We start from the raw sequence: 21,361 nt of genomic DNA, 5'->3' as shown, positions 1-21,361 counted from the left end.
AATGACGCCGACGCAATGGCGCCGATCACATCTGACAGCAAAAAGTGTTCCTTACTGCATCACACATAACAACTGTAGGAGTGAGCCTGCTCGCGATAGCGGTGTGTCAGCCAATGCATTCATCGACTGATTCACCGCTATCGCGAGCAGGCTCACTCCTACAGGGTTTTGTATTTGGCCTTGAATCAGGCGTATTGCGCGGCGGCGTAGCCCGAGGCCCAGGCCCACTGGAAGTTGAAACCGCCCAGATGCCCGGTGACGTCGAGCACTTCGCCGATGAAGTACAGGCCGGGGCTTTTCAGCGATTCCATGGTCTTGGAGGAGACTTCGCGGGTATCGACGCCACCGAGTGTTACCTCGGCCGTGCGATAACCCTCAGTCCCCGCCGGCACCACTTTCCAGCTGCCCAGCTTGTCGGCGATTTCCGCGATTTCCGCGTGGGTGTACTGCTTCATCGGCTTGGACACGAACCAGTTATCCGCCAACAGATTGGCCATCTTCTTGGTGAAGATTTCACCGAGCAGGGTTTTCAATTCACTGTTCGGACGCTCGGCCACTTGCTGCTGCAACCAACTCGCCGCGTCGTGATCCGGCAGCAGGTTGATCTCAAGCGTGTCGCCGGATTCCCAGAACGATGAAATCTGCAAAATCGCCGGGCCGCTGAGGCCACGGTGAGTGAACAGAATATTCTCGCGAAAGCTCTGATCGTTGCAGCTGACCAGACAATCCACCGAAGTGCCGGACAGCTCGGTGCACAGTTCCTTGAGTTGATCGGTGATGGTGAACGGCACCAGCCCGGCGCGGGTCGGCAGCAGTTCATGGCCGAACTGTTTGGCTACTTGATAACCGAAACCGGTGGCGCCCAGCGTCGGGATCGACAGACCGCCGGTGGCGATCACCAGCGACTGGCACTGGATCTGGCCCAGTGTGGTGTCGAGCAGGTAACCGCTTTCGACCTTCTCGATGGTCTGGATCGAGGTGTCCAGATGCAACTCGACGCCGACCTGATCGCACTCGGTCAGGAGCATTTCGAGGATGTCGCTGGATTTGTTATCGCAGAACAACTGGCCGAGTTTTTTCTCGTGATACGGCACCGCGTGCTTACCGACCATGCCGATGAAATCCCACTGGGTGTAACGCGCCAGTGCCGATTTGCAGAAATGCGGGTTCTGCGAGAGGAAATTGCTCGGCTCGGTGTACATGTTGGTGAAATTGCAGCGGCCACCGCCCGACATCAGGATTTTCTTGCCGGCCTTGTTCGCGTGGTCGAGCAGCAACACCTGACGCCCACGCCCGGCGGCGGTCAGTGCACACATCAACCCAGCGGCGCCTGCGCCAATGATCACGACTTCGGTAGAGCGCAAAACGGTGTCCTCACACAATGATCGTTCCCACGCTCTGCGTGGGAATGCCGCCATGGACGCTCTGCGTCCGTTGTTATGTGACGCGGAGCGTCACGGGATGCATTCCCACGCAGAGCGTGGGAACGATCAGGTCAGAGGATGCGGACGCGCAGCGAACGGCCTTTGATCTTGCCGTCGTTCAAACGCTGCAAGGCCTGCATGGCCACGGTGCGGTCAACGGCTACATAAGCCTGGAAGTCGAAAATCGCGATCTTGCCAACCTGCGCACCGGGAATGCCGGCATCGCCAGTCAGTGCACCCAGAATGTCGCCCGGACGCACTTTGTCTTTACGGCCAGCACCGATGCACAGGGTGGTCATCGGCGGTTGCAGCGGGGCGAGGCCCTGGGACTTGAGGTTATCGACCTGATCCCAGTTCAGCGGCGATTTCTGCAGTTGTTCGATGGCTTGCGCGCGGTGCGCTTCGCCCGGTGCAACCAGGCTGATCGCGATGCCTTTCTCGCCAGCGCGACCGGTACGGCCAACGCGGTGAATGTGGATTTCCGAATCGCGCGCCAGTTCGACGTTGATCACCATGTCCAGCGCATCGATGTCCAGGCCACGGGCGGCGACGTCGGTGGCAACCAGTACCGAGGTACTGCGGTTGGCGAACATCGCCAGCACCTGATCGCGGTCACGCTGTTCCAGATCGCCATGCAGGCCGACGGCGGAAATGCCTTTGGCGGTCAGGTGATCGACGGTTTCCTGCACTTGCTGCTTGGTGAAGCAGAACGCCACGCAGGACGCCGGACGGAAGTGGTGCAGGACTTTGGTCACCACGCTCATACGATCTTCCGGGGAAATCTCGTAGAAACGCTGCTCAATCTGCGTGTCATCGTGGAACGCTTCGGCTTTCACCGTTTGCGGATCACGCATGAACTTCGACGCCAGTTGCTTGATGCCCACCGGGTAAGTCGCAGAGAACAGCAGGGTCTGACGGCGCTCCGGGGTTTTGACGATGATGTCTTCGATGGCGTCGTAGAAGCCCATGTCGAGCATGCGGTCGGCTTCGTCGAGGATCAAAGTGTTCAGGCCGTCGAGGACCAGCGAACCCTTGCGCAGGTGCTGCTGAATACGCCCCGGGGTGCCGACGATGATGTGCGCGCCGTGTTCCAGCGAAGCGATCTGCGGGCCGAACGACACGCCGCCGCACAGGGTCAGGACTTTGATGTTGTCTTCGGCACGGGCCAGACGACGGACTTCCTTGGCAACCTGGTCGGCCAGCTCGCGCGTCGGGCAGATCACCAGCGCCTGGCAACCGAAATAGCGCGGGTTGATCGGGTTGAGCAGGCCGATGCCGAACGCGGCGGTCTTGCCGCTGCCGGTCTTGGCCTGAGCGATCAGGTCCATCCCCTTGAGAATCACCGGCAAGCTCTGCGCCTGGATCGGCGTCATCTGGGCATAACCGAGGGATTCGAGGTTAGCCAGCATGGCGGCGGACAGCGGCAGAGTATTAAAAGCGGTGGCGATGGTGGTCACGGGACTGGCCTGCAAAACAAAATGTCGCGCAGTGTAGCAGCCCCGTGCCACTTTCTTCGAAAGTTCTGGACGAACAGTGGTTAATGTTCGATGTGTTCTTCCGGACGTTTGGCGCGGCGGCCGTCTTCTTTCGACAGTTGCGAGAAGATCGTCGCGGCCAGCATCGCCATGATCCCGACGGTGACGAAGGTCAGCTGGAACGCGCCGAGCACGGTCTCCACGCCATCGTTACCGATCTCTGCGGTAAACCCGCCGAGCAACGCGCCGGCGCAGGCAACGCCCAGACTCAATGACAACTGCGCCACCACCGAGAGCAAACTGTTGCCACTGCTGGCGCTGGCATCGTCGAGATCGATCAGCGTCACGGTGTTCATCGCGGTGAATTGCAGCGAGTTGATCGCGCCGAGAATCGCCAGCAGACACAGCAACAACCAATACGGCGTCTGCTCGCTGACCAGGCCCATGCTCGCCAGCATGATCCCCAGTGCCAGGGTGTTGCCGGTGAGCACGATGCGATAACCGAGCCGCTCAATCAGCGGCCGTGCCATCCACTTGGCAAACATTGCCGCCGCCGCCAGTGGCAGCATGCTCATCCCCGCTTGCGACGGTGAATAGCCCAGCGCCACTTGCAGCAGCAACGGCACCAGAAATGGCAATGCGCCGCTGCCCAGGCGGGCGAACAGGTTTCCGAGAATGCCGACGGCAAACGTGCGGGTCTTGAACAGCGATGGCGCGAACAGCGGGTTTTCGATGTGCCCGGCGCGCAACCAGTACGCCGCCAGACACGCCAGACCGGCGAACAGCAGCAACATCACGCGCAGATGCGGCAAGTGCAGTTCGCCAAGGCCTTCCATGGCGATGGTGATCAGGATCATCGCCGCGCCGAACAGCAGGAAACCCAGACTATCGAAACGCGTGCGCTCGGTGCCGCGCAGGTCGGGAATGAATTTCCACACGGCGTAGCAACCGATCACGCCGACCGGCAGGTTGATCAGGAAGATCCAGTGCCACGTCAGGTACTCGACCATCCAGCCGCCCATGGTCGGGCCGATCAACGGGCCGAGCAGGCCGGGGATGGTGATGAAGCCCATGATCCGCACCAGTTCGGATCGCGGATAGGCGCGCAGTACGACGAGTCGCCCGACCGGTAGCATCAGCGCACCGCCTAGGCCCTGAATCACCCGGGCGCCGACCAGCATGCTCAGACTGCTCGACAAGGCACAGAGCAGCGAGCCGAAGCTGAACAACAAGATCGCGCCGAAGAAAATTTTCTTGGTGCCGAAACGGTCGGCGATCCAGCCTGAGGCCGGTATCAGCAAGGCCACGGTGAGCATGTAGGCGATGATCACGCCTTGCATGCGCAGCGGATCTTCGGCGAGATCGCGAGCCATGGCCGGCAGGGCGGTGTTGAGGATGGTCCCGTCGAGGGACTGCATGAAGAACGCAATGGCGACGACCCACGGCAACCAGCGTGCGGTGATGGCGTCGAGAGGCGGGCGGTTGGGCATGGGACCTCTTGTCGTTGGAGTTAATGCATATCCATGATCGTTCCCACGCTCTGTGTGGGAATGCCTCCACGGACGCTCCGCGTCCGCTTTTGGCTGGGACGCAGAGCGTCCCCTGCTGCATTCCCACGCAGAGCGTGGGAACGATCGCCGTCAGAGGGTCAGAGTCAAACGGCTGACCAGTGCCCCCGGCAGCAACGCCGACGATGTGTTGCGCTGGCTGTACGTACTCGCAGACAGCAACAACTCACGCTCGGCGGTCAACGCTTCCAGCTGTGAACCGAGCAGGCTGTAGGCGCTGTCGTCGAAGCGCATGGTGCTGACCGGCGCCTGGATCTCGCCGTTCTCGACCCAGAAGGTCGCAAACCGAGTCATGCCGGTCATGCGCGCCGCCGGTTGATCCGAGAAGTTCAGGTACCACAGGTTGCTGATGTACAGCCCGGTGCCCAACTGTTTGAGGATCTCTGCTTGCGCCAGATCGCCCGCCGCCATGTTCAACGCACTCGGCATTTCTCCGCCGCCGGCGCCGTTGGCGGTCAGGCCATATTCCGCTGCACTGCGCGAGCCGACCAGTTGATCGCCAGCCTTGCCTTCGACGATCAGGCGCAAATCGCTGCGCGGATAACCTTCGCCGGAAAACGCCGGGCTCAGCGATTCGCTGACTTTCTCATCCAGCGACAGCAGTGGACTGAACGCCTGATCGCCGACATACAGCTTTTGCAAAGGGCTGCTCTTACTGGCGATCGACTGCGCCGAGAAACCGCCCCAGCTCAGCATGCCCATGATTTCTTCCAGCGCCGCCGGTGCCAGATACGCGCGGTACTGCCCCGGCGCCAAGGTGCGCAGCGGTCGGCCGAGAAATTCCAGTTGCTCGCGGGCTTGGCCGAAGCGCTTGGCGAAACCTTCGCTGCTCCAGTCATGCCCGGCGTAGCTGGCTTTCACCGCTTCACCGTTGTCGTGGAACAGGCTGAAATCGAAGTTGAAGCTGTTGGCCTGATGCCAGCCAAAAGCCCCCGCTGAGCTTGCGAAACCACGACTGATCGGGCCGGCCGCATAGAAGCCCACCAGATCCAGACCTTCAGCGGCAGCGCAGATTTCATCGACAACCTGTTCGGTGTCCGGCAGCGGATGCTCCTGCACATTTTTGCTCTGCCAGCCGTTGTGGTTGAGCAACAGGTACGGATCCTGCGGCAGCAGCGGCAGGGTTTCGCGCAGTTGTTGCAGGCCTTCGGCGAGACGTTGCAGATCGCCTTCCTGATCACCGGACAGGGTGACTTGCAGGTCGGCGTGGCGACCGTCGTTGATCAGTTTCAGGACGATATTGGCCTGCTGCACTTGTCCGGCCTGACGCACCTTGGCGTGATTGAAACGCACGAACGCCGAGGATTCGGCGGCAAAGCTGAGGGTGAACTGTTCTGGCTCGCGCACGCTGTCACGCAGCCACTCGACCATGACTTTGAAGGCGTCGGACTGACTCTTCGAAATGCTCATCAGGCGTCTCCCCCAAACACATCAACGTTGCTGAATACGCAGGCCGGCGAAGCGTGGCCGACGCGGATCACCTGGTTCGGTTCGCCCTTGCCGCAGTTCGGCGTGCCCAGCACCTTGACGGTGTTGGCGTCGCCGACGGCGCGCAGGCTTTTCCAGAAGTGCGCGGAAATCGCCCGGTAGTTCGGGTTTTTCACCACACCTTTCAGTTCACCGTTTTCGATCAACTGGCCCCATTCACAGCCGAACTGGAATTTGTTGCGCGCATCGTCGATCGACCATGAGCGGTTGGTGCTCATCAGGATGCCGTGCTCGATGCCTTCGATCAGTTTGTTCAGAGGCTGATCGCCCGGTTCGATATTGAGGTTGGCCATGCGGTCGATCGGCGGGCGGTTCCAGCCGCAGGCGCGGCTGTTGGCAACGCCATCGAGACCGGCGCGGAACTGCGACAGCGCACCGCCCAGCGGGCGCAGCAGCAAACCATCACGGATCAGGAATTGTTTGCTGGCCTTGCTGCCGTCGTCGTCATGACCGTAGCTGGCGAGTTCTTCGGGAATGCCCGGATCGAACGTCACGTTGAGCAGTTTCGAGCCGTATTGCAGGCTGCCGAAGTCGCTGGCTTTGACGAAACTGGTGCCGGCGTAATTGCGTTCATCACCGAGGATGCGGTCGAGTTCCAGCGGGTGGCCGATGGATTCGTGGATTTGCAGCATCATTTGATCAGGCATCAACAGCAGGTCGCGCGGGCCTTGCGGGGTGTTCGGCGCAAGCAGCAGTTGCAGGGCCTGATCGGCGACTTGCGGGCCGGCGCCGATCAAACCGCAGCGGCTGATCACATCAGCGCCGCCCTGTTGGCCGAAATTCTCGCGGCCGAGGCTACGGGTCTGGCTGTCGTTGCCATCGTAAGCGGTGACGTCGAGGCCCGGATAGACGAAGCGCTGCGCTTGGCGCAATTCAGCCCCGGCGCTGCTCAGGTAGATCTGTTCGACGTGGGTAATGCCAATGCTCACTTCCCAATTCACCAGGCGCTCATCCTTTGGCACCGAGGCGGATTCCGCACCGAGCAGCTCAAAACATTCGCTCAGGGACGGGAAGGCTTGGTCGAGATTGGGTGAAAAGTAATCAGCATGATCGCTGGACACCGGCTGATCGCGCAGGTCGAGCAAGGCGTGCGGTTTGAGGCGGCGGGCTTGCTGCTCGGCGCGTTCGAGGGCGGCTTGCAGACCTTGTTGCGAGAGGTCGTTGGTCGCCGCGTAGGCCTCAACGCCATTGACGCGCACGGTGAGCATCGCGCCTTCGTCGCGTCTCAGGCTCGGCGGCTCGGCGACATTCTTGCGCACCGACAGATATTGCCCGGACTCGCGTACATACCGCAGGGAAAAAAACTCAGCGCCCGTGCGCAAGGCAGCGAAGCGCTGCTTGAGCTGGGGGTGGAAATCGAACATTCGGGAACCTCCTTGTCAGGGGGAAGCGGTAGAGCAGCGGCGGGGAGGGGGTGAAACGGTTGCGCGAGGTCTAGAGTAGGCCTGCGTGGGGGTAGGATCAAGTGAAGAGGGGGTGTAGGGGGATTTACTGTGCGAGGCAGGAGATCGTTCCCACGCTCTGCGTGGGAACGCCGCCATGGACGCTCTGCGTCCGCTGTGTGACGCGGAGCGTCAGGGGATGCATTCCCACGCAGAGCGTGGGAACGATCACTTCAGGCTACTGAGCAGCCGGGGTGATATCACGCATTGGCTTGCCTTTGACCGGCGCATCGCCCGCCACGTAGTACGGCGCGGTGCTGCGTGGCAGCGGCTGGCGGCCACGGATCTTGTCGGCGATTTTCTCGGCGATCATGATCGTTGGCGCGTTGAGGTTGCCGGTGGTGATGATCGGCATGATCGAGGCATCGACCACACGCAGGCTCTGCATGCCGTGTACGCGACCTTCGCCATCCACCACAGCCATCTCGTCGGTGCCCATCTTGCACGAGCAGGATGGGTGGAACGCGGTTTCGGCGTGCTCGCGGATGAACTTGTCCAGTTGCTCATCGGTTTGCACTTCGATGCCCGGGCTGATTTCACGGCCACGGAAAGCGTCGAGTGCCGGCTGCTGCATGATTTCGCGGGTCAGGCGGATGCCGTCGCGGAATTCCTGCCAGTCTTGCTCGGTGGCCATGTAGTTGAACAGGATGCTCGGGTGCTGGCGCGGGTCTTTCGACTTGGCCTGGATGCGACCACGGCTTGGCGAACGCATGGAACCCATGTGTGCCTGGAAGCCGTGCTCTTTCACACCGTTGCTGCCGTTGTAGTTAATCGCTACCGGCAGGAAGTGGTACTGGATGTTCGGCCATTCGAATTCCGGACGCGAACGGATGAAACCGCCGGCTTCGAACTGGTTGCTGGCGCCGATGCCGGTGCCGTTGAACAGCCACTCGGCACCGATGGCTGGCTGGTTGTACCAGAGCAGCGACGGATACAGCGAAACCGGCTGAGTGCAAGCGTATTGCAGGTACAGCTCAAGGTGATCCTGCAGGTTTTCACCGACGCCCGGCAGGTCGTGAACGACCGGGATGTCGAGGGATTTCAGCAGTTCGGCAGGACCGACACCGGAACGCTGCAGAATCTGCGGCGAAGCGATGGCGCCGGAGCACAGCAGCACTTCTTTACGCGCTTTGGCTTCAACGCGTTCTTCCGCATCGCCGACCAGGTAACGCACGCCGACCGCACGCTTGCCTTCAAACAGAATCTTGTCGGTCAGGGCGTGGGTGACGATGGTCAGGGTCGAGCGCTTTTTAGCGGTGTCGAGATAACCACGGGCGGTGGATGCACGACGGCCGTTCGGCGTCACGGTGCGGTCCATCGGGCCGAAGCCTTCCTGCTGGTAACCGTTGAGGTCTTCGGTGCGCGGGTAACCGGCTTGTACGCCAGCTTCAACCATGGCGTGGAACAGCGGGTTGTTGCCAGCCTTCGGCGTGGTCACGCTGACCGGGCCTTCGCCACCGTGGTAATCGTTCGGGCCGATGTCGCGGGTTTCGGCTTTGCGGAAGTACGGCAGGCAGTCGAGGTACGACCAGTTTTCCAGACCAGGCAGTTTCGCCCAGCCGTCGTAGTCCATTGCGTTGCCACGGATGTAGCACATGCCGTTGATCAGCGAGGAACCGCCGAGGCCTTTGCCGCGACCGCATTCCATGCGGCGACCGTCCATGTGTGGCTCTGGATCGGTTTCGTAGGCCCAGTTGTAGCGACGACCTTGCAGCGGGAATGCCAAGGCAGCGGGCATTTGCGTGCGGAAGTCGAAACGGTAGTCCGGACCGCCAGCTTCGAGCAGCAGAACGGTGACGCCTTCGTCTTCAGTCAGACGGGTCGCCAGGGTGTTACCGGCCGAGCCGGCACCGATGATGATGTAATCGAATTCTTGGGACATTGAATGCACCCTCTTTAGATGTGGTCAGGTCTGGCCTGACGAGTGCTTTGCACTCGAATCGCGAGCGGACTCACTCCCATAGGAGACACTGTTCCAATGTGGGAGCGAGTCTGCTCGCGAAGACGGCCTCACGAGCAATACAAGACTCGGTTCTTAGAACACCGAGACGTAATCGCCCAGCTCGACCTGTACCGATTTGATGCGGGTGAAGTTGTTCAGCGAGCTGATGCCGTTCTCACGGCCAACACCCGACTGCTTGTAACCGCCGACCGGCATTTTTGCGTCGGACTCGCCCCAGGCGTTGATCCAGCAGATACCGGCTTCCAGTTGATGAATCACGCGGTGTGCGCGGTTCAGGTCTTTGGTGACGATACCGGCGGCCAAACCGAAGTCGGTGTCGTTGGCGCGGCGGATCACTTCTTCTTCGGTCTCGTAGGAGAGGATCGCCATCACTGGGCCAAAGATTTCTTCGCGAACGATGGTCATGTCGTCGGTGCAATCGGTGAACACGGTAGGTGCCACGAATGCGCCTTTGGCGAATTCGCCGTCGGTCAGACGATCGCCGCCGCACAGCACGCGGGCGCCTTGTTCTTTACCCTTGGCGATGTAGCCCAGCACGCTTTCCATGTGCGCGAAGCTGACCAGCGGGCCGAAGTTGGTGTTTTCGTCTTCCGGGTTGCCGACGCGGATGCGTGCAACGCGCTCAACGATCTTGGCTTCGAAAGCGGCTTTCAGGTGCGCCGGAACGAACACGCGAGTGCCGTTGGTGCAGACCTGACCGGAGCTGTAGAAGTTGGCCATCATCGCGGTGTCGGCAGCGCGATCGAGATCGGCGTCGTCGCAGATGATCAGCGGAGACTTGCCGCCCAGTTCCATGGTCACGTCTTTCAGCGACGAAGCCGAAGCGCTGGCCATAACCTTCTTGCCGGTGTCGGTGCCGCCGGTGAAGGAGATTTTTTCGATGCGCGGGTGCTCGGTCAGCCAGGTGCCGACTTCACGGCCGCTGCCGGTCAGGACGTTGAACACACCGTTTGGAACGCCGGCTTCGGTGTAGATCTCGGCCAGTTTCAGGGTGGTCAGCGAGGTCACTTCGCTTGGTTTGAAGATCATCGCGTTACCGGCAGCCAAGGCCGGCGCGGATTTCCACAGCGCGATCTGGATCGGGTAGTTCCACGCGCCGATACCGGCGACAACGCCCAGCGGCTCGCGACGGGTGTAGACGAAAGACGTGTCGCGCAGCGGGATCTGCTCGCCTTCGATCGCTGGCACCAGGCCTGCGTAGTATTCCAGCACGTCAGCACCGGTAACGATGTCGACGTATTTGGTTTCGGAGAAGGATTTACCGGTGTCCAGGGTTTCCAGCGCGGCCAGTTCATCGTTGCGCTCGCGCAGGATGTCGACGGCGCGACGCAGGATGCGCGAACGCTCCATGGCGGTCATCGCGGCCCAGATTTTCTGGCCCTTTTCAGCGCTGACCACGGCGCGCTCGACGTCTTCCTTGGTCGCACGTTGCACCAGTGCGAGGACTTCACCGTTAGCCGGGTTGATGGCTTCGAAGGTGGCATCGCTGCCGGCGTCGGAGTACGCGCCATCGATGTAAAGTTTTTGCAGTTCGAAACGGGCCATAGTGTCCTCGCAAGTGCATTGGTGGTTGGCGTTGACCACCGCGGTGAGGCTGCGGTGGCGGTTCAGGGGCCGAGCGTTTTCTGTGTGCTCTAGCTCACCTTCTTGGCCAATTGGAAATCCATGTATTCGTAAGCGATCTGTTGCGCCTGCGCCGTGTCGAAAGCGTCTCCCGACAGCGCGCCGCGCAACCACAAGCCGTCAATCAACGCTGCCAGCCCCCGCGCTGCGCTGCGCGCATCTTCGAGCGGCAGCACACGGCGGAACTGGCAGCACAGGTTGGAATACAGACGGTGATCGTTGATCCGCTGCAACCTGTGCAAAGACGGCTGGTGCATGCTGGTGGCCCAGAAGGCCAGCCAGGTTTTCATTGCCGGGCCATTGACCTGGCTGGCGTCGAAGTTGCCTTCGATGATCACCTGCAGATGCGCCCGTGGGCTGTCATCTGCCAGCGCCTGCCGGCGCGCGGTGACGCTCTCGCTGAGGGCGGTCATCAGATACCGCATCGTGGCGGCAATCAGGCCGTTCTTGTCCTGAAAGTAATGACTGATGATGCCATTCGAGACACCGGCCAAACGGGCGATCAGCGCAATGCTGGCGTCCCCCATTCCGACCTGATCGACCGCCTGCAATGTGGCTTCGATCAGTTGTTGGCGGCGGATGGGTTGCATACCGACCTTGGGCATCTTGCACATCTCCTTAGGCCTTCCGAGCGGCGAATCACGCCGATCGGATTGAGGGCCAGTCTATTTTGTTTTGATTGAACGTTCAATCAACAAAGAATAAGATCTGCGACAAATCGTCGCTGCCTACAGCTTTTTCCTACGTGTAAGTGGCGATAAAACCGACATCCAAAAATGCTCGAAACCTGCGTGGGGCATGGCGCGGTTCGCGATTCGATGGACGTGTTGAAAGGGCAAGACGCTCAGGGCCAGGTTTCGGATGACCGTCCGTCCACCTTCGGCCACGAAAGCGATTCGCAGCGCCATTTCGGCAGGTTCGGGCTTTTTTCGGGGTGTCTTTATATCACCCGCCGGTCGGCTGCCAACTAACCGATTGGTCGGGTTCCGTGTTGCCTTGTGTTCTTCTCTCGCACTGCCTGGAGCATTTGTGCCATGAGTTCTGCCTCGCTTATAAAGACCCCGCCCGAGAAGGTGACGGTCAACGGTTGGGTGTTTTACACCTCTACCGCGCTGATTCTGTTGTTGACCGCCATTCTGATTATCGCCCCGCAAGAGGCCGGCAGACTGTTGGGTATCGCTCAGGCCTGGTTGTCGCGCAGCTTCGGCTGGTACTACATGGTGGTCATCGCCGCCTACCTGGTGTTTGTGGTGGGCCTGGCGTTTTCTTCGTACGGCAAACTCAAACTGGGCAGCAAGGACGACACCCCGGATTTCAGTTACGGCGCCTGGGCGGGGATGCTGTTCTCGTCGGGTATCGGTATTTCGCTGTTGTACTTCGGCGCATCCGAGCCACTGGATCACTATTTCAATCCGCCGGAAGGCGCTTCGGCCACCAACATGGCCGCGCGTCAGGCAGTACAGCTGACGTTCCTGCATTGGGGTCTGCACGGCTGGGCGATCTACGCACTGGTCGGTCTGGCCGTGGCGTACTTTGCTTATCGTCATAACCAGCCGCTGGCCCTGCGTTCGGCGCTGTATCCGCTGGTCGGCGAGCGTTGGGTCAAGGGTGCGGCCGGTCACGCGGTGGACGGCTTCGGCATGTTCGTGACCCTGCTGGGTCTGGTGACCAACCTGGGGATTGGTTCGCTGCAAGTGTCCTCGGGCCTGGAAAACCTGTTCGGCATGGAACACAGCAATACCAACCTGTTGATCGTGATTATCGTGATGAGCACCGTGGCGACCATCGCTGCCGTGTCCGGCGTGGAAAACGGCATCCGTCGTCTGTCCAACCTGAACATCGTGCTGTTCAGCGGTCTGCTGATTTTCGTGCTGTTGTTTGGCCCGACTTTGCACCTGCTCAACGGCTTCGTGCAGAACATCGGTGACTACCTCAATGGTGTGGTGCTGAAGACTTTCGACCTGTATGTCTATGAAGGCGACAGCGCCAAGTCCGACCGCTGGTTGGGCCTGTGGACTCTGTTCTACTGGGCGTGGTGGATTTCCTGGGCGCCATTCGTGGGCATGTTCATCGCGCGTATTTCCCGTGGTCGTACCGTGCGTGAACTGGTGGCCGGTGTGCTGCTGATTCCCCTGGGCTTCACCCTGGCCTGGCTGTCGATCTTCGGTAACTCGGCACTGGATCTGGTGATGAACCAGGGGGCGGTGGAGCTTGGCAAGACGGCGCTGGAACAGCCGTCTATGGCGATCTATCAATTGCTTGAGCACTACCCGGCGTCGAAAGTCGTTATCGGTGTGTCGATCTTTGTTGGCTTCGTGCTGTTCCTGACTCCGGCCGACTCCGGCGCGGTGATGATGGCGAATCTGTCCTGCAAGGGCGGCAACGTCGATGAAGATGCGCCGCACTGGCTGCGGATCTTCTGGTCGGTGGTGATCACCCTGGTGACCATCGGTCTGCTGTTTGCCGGTAACTTCGAAGCCATGCAAACCATGGTGGTGCTGGCCGGTCTGCCGTTCTCGGTGGTGCTGGTGTTCTTCATGTTCGGCTTGCACAAGGCCATGCGTCAGGACGTGCAGATCGAACAGGAGCAGGCGCAACTGGCGGAGCGCGGTCGTCGTGGTTTCAGCGAGCGTCTGACGCAACTGGATCTGCAACCGAGCCAATCGGTGGTGCAGCGCTTCATGGACAAGCAGGTCAGCCCGGCGCTGGAAGATGCTGCTGCGCAGATGCGTGCGCAGGGTCTGGAAGTGCAGACGCTGTTGGGTAAATCCAAGCGCTGCATGGGTGTGCGTATCGAGATGGAAGAGGGCAACCCTTTCGTCTACGAAGTGAGCCTGGACGGCTATCTGGCGACCCCGACCGAATCGGCGCAGTCCGATGAAGCGCGCCAGCGTTACTACCGCGCTGAAGTGTATCTGCACAACGGCAGCCAGGATTACGACCTGATGGGCTTCACGCAGGATCAGATCACGCGGGATGTGCTCGATCAGTTTGAAAGCCATCGGCAGCTCCTTGGCCGGGTGTATAGCTAAACCGCTAAAACAAAAGGGGCTCGATTGAGCCCCTTTTGCATGATCGTTCCCATGCTCCGCGTGGGAATGTCTCAATGGACGCTCTGCGTCCGCTGTTGTGGGACGCGGAGCGTCCCGGGCTGCATTCCCACGCAGAGCGTGGGAACGATCAGGGATCGCTCACCGCGATCCCTTTTTTTTATCCCGCCTTAACCGAGATTCTTGCCCAGCAACGCGTGATACAACTCACTGTCGCCCAAGATCCCCACCACATGATTGTCATCGTGCAGCACCAGCTTGTTGCCGGTCTGATAACGAATCTGCAGTGCATCGCGCATGCCGATATTCGAATCCACCAGCGTCGGCTTGCGCTCCAGGCCTTCCACCGCTTGCCCCGGCGCCCAGTTCTGCAGGTTCAGCACCGAACCATTCTGCCGTGCACCTTTGATGGTGTTGCCCTCGGCCAGGTCCAGCCACGAATCGCCGCCCGGATCGAGGCACACCGAACCATTGATGCGTTTGCACTTGTCCAGGGTGCGCATCAGGCTGCGGCCGCAGAGCACGTTGAGCGGATTGGTGTGTGCGACGAAGGTGCGCACATAGTCGTCCGCCGGGTTCAGCACGATCTCTTCCGGCACGCTGTACTGGATGATCCGGCCGTCTTTCATGATCGCGATGCGGCTACCCAATTTGAGCGCCTCGTCGAGGTCGTGGCTCACGAACACGATGGTCTTGCTCAGCTTGCGTTGCAGTTCCAGCAGTTCATCCTGCAGGCCCTGACGGATCAGCGGGTCGAGGGCCGAAAACGGTTCGTCCATCAATAGAATGTCGGCGTCCATCGCCAGTGCCCGCGCCAGACCAACACGCTGCTGCATGCCACCGGAGAGTTCGTCCGGCTTCTTGTTGCGCCATTGGGTCAGGCCAACCAGTTCGAGTTTTTCATCGACAAGTTTCTTGCGTTCCTTCTCCGGGCGACCCTGCATTTCCAGACCGAAACTGATGTTCTCGCGCACCGTTAGCCAAGGCATCAGGGCGAACTTCTGAAAGACCATGGCGATGCGTTTGGTGCGCATCATTTTCAGTTCGGCCGGGGTGCAGGAGGCGATGTCGATCTGACGGTTTTCATGCTCGACGAACAACTTGCCGCGACTCACCGTGTTGAGGCCGTTGATGCAGCGCAGCAGGCTCGACTTGCCCGAGCCGGACAAGCCCATCAGCACGCAGATCTCGCCTTTATTGATGTCCAGCGTGGCTTTTTCCACACCGACAATCTGTCCGGTCTTTTTCAGGATCTCGTTGCGGGTCATGCCCTGATCGAGCAGTTTGAGTGCCTCGCGCGGATCCTTGGAGAAGATTACGTCAACGTCTTCGAAGCGAATTATGCTCATGCGTCACCCCCTGCTTTAGCGTCGGGTTGTTTGCAGATACGGTCGAGCATGATCGCCAGCAGTACGATCGCCAGGCCCGCTTCGAAGCCCAGGGCGATATCAGCAGTGTTCAGTGCGTTGACCACCGGTTTGCCGAGTCCGTCGGCGCCTACCAGTGCCGCGATCACCACCATCGACAACGACAGCATGATGCACTGGGTGATGCCGGCCGCGATGCTCGGCATGGCGTGAGGCAGTTCGATCCGTGAGAGCAATTGGCGACGCGAGCAGCCGAAGGCCTTGCCGGCGTCCATCAGTTCTTGCGGGACATCGCGGATGCCCAGGTAGGTCAGGCGGATCGGCGCAGCGATGGCGAACACCACCGTGGAGATCAGGCCTGGCACCACACCCAGCCCGAAGAGGGTCAGGGTAGGAATGAGGTAAACGAAGGTCGGTACGGTCTGCATCAGATCGAGTACCGGACGCATGACCGTGTAGAACATCGGTTTGTGCGCGGCGACGATGCCCAACGGCACGCCGATGACCACGCAGACCAGGGTCGCGAACATGACCTGGGCGAGGGTTTCCATGGTCTCCTGCCAGTACCCCAGATTGAGGATCAGCAGGAAGGAGGCAATGACGAACGCAGTCAGGCCCCATTTACGCTGAATGAAGTGAGCGAGTAGTGCGATCAGGCCAATCAAGACCAGTGGGTTGAACCAGGTCAGCGCAAACGTCACGCCGTGGATCATCGTTTCCAGTGTCACGGCGATTGCGTCGAAGGTGTTGGCGCCGTGTTGCGTCAACCATTCAACGAAGCCCGCGATGTACTGGCCTAAAGGTATTTTCTGATCAATCAGCATGGTAGTGAACGTCCGCATGCAAGGAAATAAACAGCCCGGGCGGGCGAACCCACCCGGCATAAGCGATTACTGAAGCTTGGCTTTCACGGCCTCCAGGCCAGGTTTACCGTCAATGGTGGTCACGCCAGCGAGCCAGGTATCGAGCACTTGTGGATTCTTTTTCAGCCAGGCCTTCGCGGCCGCGTCAGGCTTCATCTTGTCGTCGAGGATGTTGCCCATCAGTTCGCTTTCCATGTCGACGGTGAACTCCAGGTTCTTCAGCAACTGACCGACGTTGCTGCATTCCTCGGCGTAACCCTTGCGGGTGTTGGTCGCTACGGTCGCAGCACCGAAATCGGGGCCGAAGAAATCATCGCCACCGGTCAGGTATTGAATCTTGAAGCGCTTGTTCATCGGGTGCGGCGCCCAGCCGAGGAAAACCACGGCGGTGTCGCGTTTTTGCGCGCGATCCACCTGCGAGAGCATGCCCGCTTCCGACGATTCGACGACTTTGAAACCGGCGGTTTTCAGGCCGAAAGCGTCCTTGTCGATCATGCTCTGGATCAGACGGTTGCCGTCGTTGCCAGGCTCGATGCCGTAGATCTTGCCGTCGAGTTCTTTCTTGAATTTGGCGATGTCGGCGAAGTCATGCAGACCTTTGTCATACAGGGCTTGCGGCACGGCGAGGGTGTACTTGGCGCCCTTGAGGTTGGTGCGCACGGTTTCCACGGTGCCGGCGTCGCGGTAAGCCTTGATGTCGTTTTCCATGGTCGGCATCCAGTTGCCGAGGAAAACGTCCATGTTCTTGCCGTCGGCCAGCGACTTGTAGGTCACGGGCACGGAGATCATGGTGGTCTTGGTCTTGTAGCCGAGGGCGTTGAGGACAACGGAGGTGGTAGCGGTGGTAGCGGTGATGTCGGTCCAGCCGACATCGGAGAAGTTAACGGTACTGCACTGTGCCGGTTCTGCAGCTTGCGCCAGTAACGGCAGACTCAGCATGGCGGCCAACAACAACGACGGGGAACCTTTCATGGATGGACTCCTTGGTGTTTTTTTTGGCAGTGTTCCGACTGTGGACCACCGCACTTATAGGTTGCGGTTGGATGGCGTTCTGGAGACAGCTCTGTCACGGCGCCTTGCAATCGAGTCATAACGATCATGTACCAGTGAAAATCTGACGCCTACAGGGGGGGTCGTATCCAGTACAGGGATGGTCGCATCCAGTGTCAGTGACGTCGTTTACAGCTTTTTTCAGCCCCGAATGGCCATCTGAACCGCATAAAAACGGCGAAAAACCGGGGCGAAAACGGCGCGGCGCTGGTGGACATGAGTGCGTCGGTGTCAGACGCCGTGCGCTCCGACAAAAGCCTGATGATGCGGGCATTCCGGCGGATCGCAGCTTGAGCGTAGCAGCTCCGCCAGCGGGCGCTTCACGCCCCGGACCGGCATCCTCAGGAGCTCTGCAGCAATGGCTATCAGCGTTTTCGACCTGTTCAAAATCGGCATAGGCCCTTCCAGTTCCCACACCGTCGGGCCCATGCGCGCCGCGGCGTTGTTCGTCGAGTCGCTTCGGGACAAGCACCAGTTGGAACAGGTGCGTCGTATAGAAGTGCAATTGTTCGGATCGCTGTCGGCCACGGGCATTGGCCACGGCAGCGACAACGCGGTGATCATGGGGTTGATGGGCGAGTGGCCGGACGCAATCGACCCGTCGCAGATCGGCCCACGTATCCAGGCGCTGCGCGAAACGCACACCCTGCTATTGGATGGTCGCTTGTCGGTGCCGTTTGTCTGGGCACGGGACATGCGCCTGATCGACGAGAACCTGCCATTCCACCCCAATGCCATGACTATCGTTGCCGAGGGTGATCACGGCGAACTGCATCGCGACACCTACTATTCGGTGGGCGGCGGTTTTGTCGTGGATCAAGCGCAGGCGTCCAGCGGCGTGGTCGATCTGGATCGCACTGAGTTGCCGTACGACTTTTCCAGCGCGGTTGAGCTGTTGGAGTTGTGCAAGAAAAACAACCTGCGCGTTGCCGAATTGATGATGGCCAACGAAAAGGTCTGGCGCAGTGAAGAAGAGATCCGCGCCGGGCTGATGAAACTGTGGCGGGCGATGCAGGATTGCGTCGAGCAGGGCCTGAAACACGAAGGCATCCTGCCCGGCGGACTGAATGTGCGTCGGCGCGCGGCGAAGTTGCATCGCAGCCTGCAGGAACTGGGCAAGCCCAATGTGATCGGCTCGACGCTGAGCGCGATGGAGTGGGTCAACCTGTTCGCTCTGGCGGTTAATGAAGAAAACGCGGCGGGCGGGCGCATGGTCACGGCGCCGACCAATGGCGCGGCGGGGATCATTCCGGCGGTGTTGCACTACTTTATGAAGTTCAGTGAAGCGGTGACTGACGCCAACGTGGTCGATTACTTCCTCGGTGCAGCGGCGGTGGGGATTCTGTGCAAGAAGAATGCTTCGATCTCGGGCGCCGAAGTGGGTTGCCAAGGCGAAGTCGGTTCGGCGTGTGCGATGGCGGCGGCGGGGCTGGCGGAGATTCTTGGTGCTACGCCGGAGCAGTTGTGCAACGCAGCGGAGATTGGTCTTGAACATAACCTCGGGCTGACCTGCGATCCGGTTGGCGGCCTGGTGCAAGTGCCGTGCATCGAGCGCAATGCGATTGCGGCGGTTAAAGCAATCAATGCGGCGCAGATGGCGTTGCGTGGCGATGGTCAGCACTTTATCTCGCTGGATCGGGTGATCCGCACCATGCGTGATACCGGCGCTGATATGCATGACAAATATAAAGAGACATCGCGGGGTGGATTGGCGGTCAGTGCGGTTGAGTGCTGAGTCAGTGACACCGAGGTGAATGCTTCGCGAGCAGGCTCCCACATTGGACTCTGGCGTTCACACATTTTGTGTTCACTGGAGATCTACTGTGGGAGCGAGCCTGCTCGCGAAGGGGTCAGACCAGTCAAAATTGCTCATCAAGTGAACACAGACAATAAATCACGCCACCTTTTAGCGCGTCGCAAACAGATAAGAGTCTTTCCCAGCTGTTACATGCATTCAGCACCCCCTACCGTCCGTCACCCGTGCTTGCGGTGACACTCTGTACAAACTGCGCGCAGGCCAGTTCCCACAAGTGCTACCGATTTGCTCACACCCCTGGGGGCAGGGCGTTCAGCAACGCTGATGGCACTTCGAAACACCTTTCGTCGGACGGCTCGTATAGACACGTCGCGACGTCGTTTTCAGGAGTTATTGAACAGCCATTCAATTTTAGGCATGGCATTTGCTCTGTCATAACAAAGCCCGTCTCCCACGCGAGAACGCTGGCAATAACAAGAGCCTCCGCCTGAGGCCATCACCCGCTTTGTGTGAGGAGATACCGCGATGACGTCGTTCAACTCCGGGGCCCAACCCCAGAACCGTGCGCCTCAATCCATCGGCTTTCTGCTGCTGGACAATTTCACGCTGATTTCTCTGGCGTCCGCAGTAGAACCCCTGCGCATGGCCAACCAATTGTCCGGTCGCGAGCTGTATCGCTGGAGTACCCTCACCGTCGATGGCGGCCAGGTGTGGGCCAGTGACGGTCTGCAAATCACGCCAGACGCCTCCATGCACAAAGCCCCGCCACTGGACACTGTGATTGTCTGCGGCGGCATCGGCATTCAACGCACCGTTACCCGTGAACACGTTTCCTGGCTGCAAAGCCAGGCGCGTCAGTCCAAGCGCCTCGGCGCCGTGTGCACCGGCAGTTGGGCTTTGGCCTGCGCCGGCCTGCTCGACGGTTTCGATTGCAGCGTGCACTGGGAATGTCTGGCGGCGATGCAGGAAGCTTTCCCGCGCGTGGCCATGAGCACCCGTTTGTTCACCCTCGACCGTAACCGTTTCACCAGCTCCGGCGGTACCGCGCCGCTGGACATGATGCTGCACCTGATCAGCCGCGATCACGGCCGTGAACTGTCCGCCGCGATCTCGGAGATGTTCGTCTACGAACGTATCCGCAACGAACAGGATCACCAGCGTGTGCCGCTCAAGCACATGCTCGGCACCAACCAGCCGAAGCTGCAGGAAATCGTCGCGCTGATGGAAGCCAACCTCGAAGAGCCGATCGACCTCGATGAACTGGCGGTGTACGTCGCCGTGTCGCGTCGACAGCTGGAGCGCCTGTTCCAGAAATACCTGCACTGCTCGCCGTCGCGTTACTACTTGAAGCTGCGCCTGATCCGCGCCCGGCAGTTGCTCAAGCAAACGCCGATGTCGATCATCGAAGTGGCTTCGGTGTGTGGGTTTGTATCGACGCCGCACTTCTCCAAGTGCTATCGCGAATACTTCGGCATTCCGCCGCGTGACGAGCGCGTAGGGTCCAACACCACTCAACAAGTGGCGATGTTGCCGCTGCCGCAGGCCATCGTGATGTCGCCGCTGTCGGGGCCGATGTCGGCGTTGAGTCAGGCGCGCAATGAATCGACGTTTGCCAGCGTAAGGCTCTGATGAGGATCGTTCCCACGCTCTGCGTGGGAACGCAGCCCGGGACGCTCTGCGTCCCAAAAGGCCGAACGCGGAGCGTCCGTTGAGGCATTCCCACGCAGAGCGTGGGAACGATCAGGTGAGCAACGTCAGGCGCTATGGCTTTGCTGATAGTCCGCCAATGCCGGCAGTAATTGTTTGTCGATCGCCTGGCGCACCGCCGGCTGAATACTGGCGCCGCTGGTGTACATGTCCTTGACCATTTTGCGCAGTTCAAACGCGCGAACATTATCCAGACCGCGCACCGCGCACTCGCAAGCCTTATCGGCAGTAGTGCCACTGGGCACTTGAATACCCAACGCCTTGAGCTGGCCCAACAAATCTTCCTGATCGATCAAATCGGCATACATCATGACGCGCATCCTTCTTCGGTAACGGAGGTCGTGGCTCGATTCTGGTAGCCATGCCGGGGCACGGCAAGGGCGATTTGTCGCAGTGGCTGCGACGGCTATGAACAGGTCGTTTTCGGCTAACTCGCCGCCCAAGGGAGTGGGCACACTGAACTCAGCTTGCAACACGAAGGTTTGGTCACCCTCGCTTGGCAGCTCCTCAACAGTACACTCTGCCCCGATCCTGTCACGGCTTGCATCGGGGCTTTTTTTGCCTGTGAATCAGTCAGAGATTTGT

General features: G+C 60.1%; 15 protein-coding genes. 3 read left to right on the top strand and 12 right to left on the bottom strand.

Annotated elements, in window-relative coordinates; all coding sequences use genetic code 11:
• Positions 1–185 precede the first annotated feature (185 nt).
• The 8 genes from AC0ZWN_RS12530 to betI form a co-directional block, all read right to left on the bottom strand.
• On the bottom strand, positions 186–1,364 hold the full coding sequence (locus AC0ZWN_RS12530) for a BaiN/RdsA family NAD(P)/FAD-dependent oxidoreductase (protein WP_476335243.1): 1,179 nt from the start codon (positions 1,362–1,364) through the stop codon (positions 186–188).
• 131 nt (positions 1,365–1,495) lie between these two features.
• Positions 1,496–2,881, bottom strand: coding sequence for an ATP-dependent RNA helicase DbpA (gene dbpA, locus AC0ZWN_RS12525; protein ID WP_093429879.1), 1,386 nt, complete (start codon positions 2,879–2,881; stop codon positions 1,496–1,498).
• A gap of 80 nt (positions 2,882–2,961) precedes the next feature.
• A complete protein-coding gene (gene mdtD / locus AC0ZWN_RS12520) occupies positions 2,962–4,389 on the bottom strand; it encodes a multidrug transporter subunit MdtD (protein ID WP_093429880.1) in 1,428 nt (475 codons plus the stop codon).
• A 150-nt stretch (positions 4,390–4,539) separates the two neighbouring features.
• The gene (locus AC0ZWN_RS12515; protein WP_476335241.1) at positions 4,540–5,877 is read right to left on the bottom strand and encodes a TldD/PmbA family protein; all 1,338 of its coding nucleotides are present in this window, start codon (positions 5,875–5,877) and stop codon (positions 4,540–4,542) included.
• Positions 5,877–7,319 (bottom strand): TldD/PmbA family protein, encoded by a 1,443-nt coding sequence (locus tag AC0ZWN_RS12510; protein ID WP_476335240.1) that lies wholly within the window; start codon positions 7,317–7,319, stop codon positions 5,877–5,879. Before AC0ZWN_RS12510 ends, AC0ZWN_RS12515 begins: the two co-directional genes overlap by 1 nt.
• Before the next feature lie 256 nt (positions 7,320–7,575).
• Complete coding sequence (gene betA / locus AC0ZWN_RS12505) at positions 7,576–9,279, bottom strand: choline dehydrogenase (RefSeq protein ID WP_116254343.1); 1,704 nt, start codon at positions 9,277–9,279, stop codon at positions 7,576–7,578.
• A gap of 153 nt (positions 9,280–9,432) precedes the next feature.
• Positions 9,433–10,905, bottom strand: a complete 1,473-nt coding sequence (gene betB, locus AC0ZWN_RS12500; protein WP_077574839.1) for a betaine-aldehyde dehydrogenase — start codon at positions 10,903–10,905, stop codon at positions 9,433–9,435.
• An 89-nt stretch (positions 10,906–10,994) separates the two neighbouring features.
• The gene (betI, locus tag AC0ZWN_RS12495; RefSeq protein WP_008085771.1) at positions 10,995–11,588 is read right to left on the bottom strand and encodes a transcriptional regulator BetI; all 594 of its coding nucleotides are present in this window, start codon (positions 11,586–11,588) and stop codon (positions 10,995–10,997) included.
• A 429-nt stretch (positions 11,589–12,017) separates the two neighbouring features.
• Between betI and betT the strand changes: the two genes are divergently transcribed.
• Complete coding sequence (betT, locus tag AC0ZWN_RS12490; protein ID WP_194935220.1) at positions 12,018–14,015, top strand: choline BCCT transporter BetT; 1,998 nt, start codon at positions 12,018–12,020, stop codon at positions 14,013–14,015.
• A gap of 188 nt (positions 14,016–14,203) precedes the next feature.
• On the opposite strand, the gene choV is transcribed toward betT, so the two are convergent.
• From choV to AC0ZWN_RS12475, 3 genes are all read right to left on the bottom strand, one after another.
• Positions 14,204–15,382 carry a choline ABC transporter ATP-binding protein gene (choV, locus tag AC0ZWN_RS12485; protein ID WP_034153601.1) on the bottom strand — a complete coding sequence of 393 codons (1,179 nt, stop codon included), beginning with the start codon at positions 15,380–15,382 and terminating at the stop codon, positions 14,204–14,206.
• The gene (choW, locus tag AC0ZWN_RS12480; RefSeq protein ID WP_093429887.1) at positions 15,379–16,224 is read right to left on the bottom strand and encodes a choline ABC transporter permease subunit; all 846 of its coding nucleotides are present in this window, start codon (positions 16,222–16,224) and stop codon (positions 15,379–15,381) included. The genes choV and choW overlap by 4 nt, the downstream gene beginning before the upstream one ends.
• 66 nt (positions 16,225–16,290) lie before the next feature.
• Positions 16,291–17,235, bottom strand: a complete 945-nt coding sequence (locus AC0ZWN_RS12475) for a choline ABC transporter substrate-binding protein (RefSeq protein ID WP_007918300.1) — start codon at positions 17,233–17,235, stop codon at positions 16,291–16,293.
• A 436-nt stretch (positions 17,236–17,671) separates the two neighbouring features.
• Here AC0ZWN_RS12475 and AC0ZWN_RS12470 point away from each other — a divergent pair, with 436 nt between their 5' ends.
• On the top strand, positions 17,672–19,048 hold the full coding sequence (locus AC0ZWN_RS12470; RefSeq protein WP_034153599.1) for an L-serine ammonia-lyase: 1,377 nt from the start codon (positions 17,672–17,674) through the stop codon (positions 19,046–19,048).
• Positions 19,049–19,594: 546 nt separating this feature from the next.
• Complete coding sequence (gene gbdR, locus AC0ZWN_RS12465; RefSeq protein WP_007949927.1) at positions 19,595–20,698, top strand: choline metabolism transcriptional regulator GbdR; 1,104 nt, start codon at positions 19,595–19,597, stop codon at positions 20,696–20,698.
• Positions 20,699–20,823: 125 nt separating this feature from the next.
• Here the strand turns inward: gbdR and AC0ZWN_RS12460 are convergent, their stop codons facing one another.
• Complete coding sequence (locus AC0ZWN_RS12460; RefSeq protein WP_095050250.1) at positions 20,824–21,087, bottom strand: hypothetical protein; 264 nt, start codon at positions 21,085–21,087, stop codon at positions 20,824–20,826.
• Between the last annotated feature and the right edge of the window lie 274 nt (positions 21,088–21,361).

The organism is Pseudomonas sp. 3B-A001-10F (genome assembly GCF_056313565.1).
This window is presented reverse-complemented; position numbering and strand designations above follow the sequence as displayed.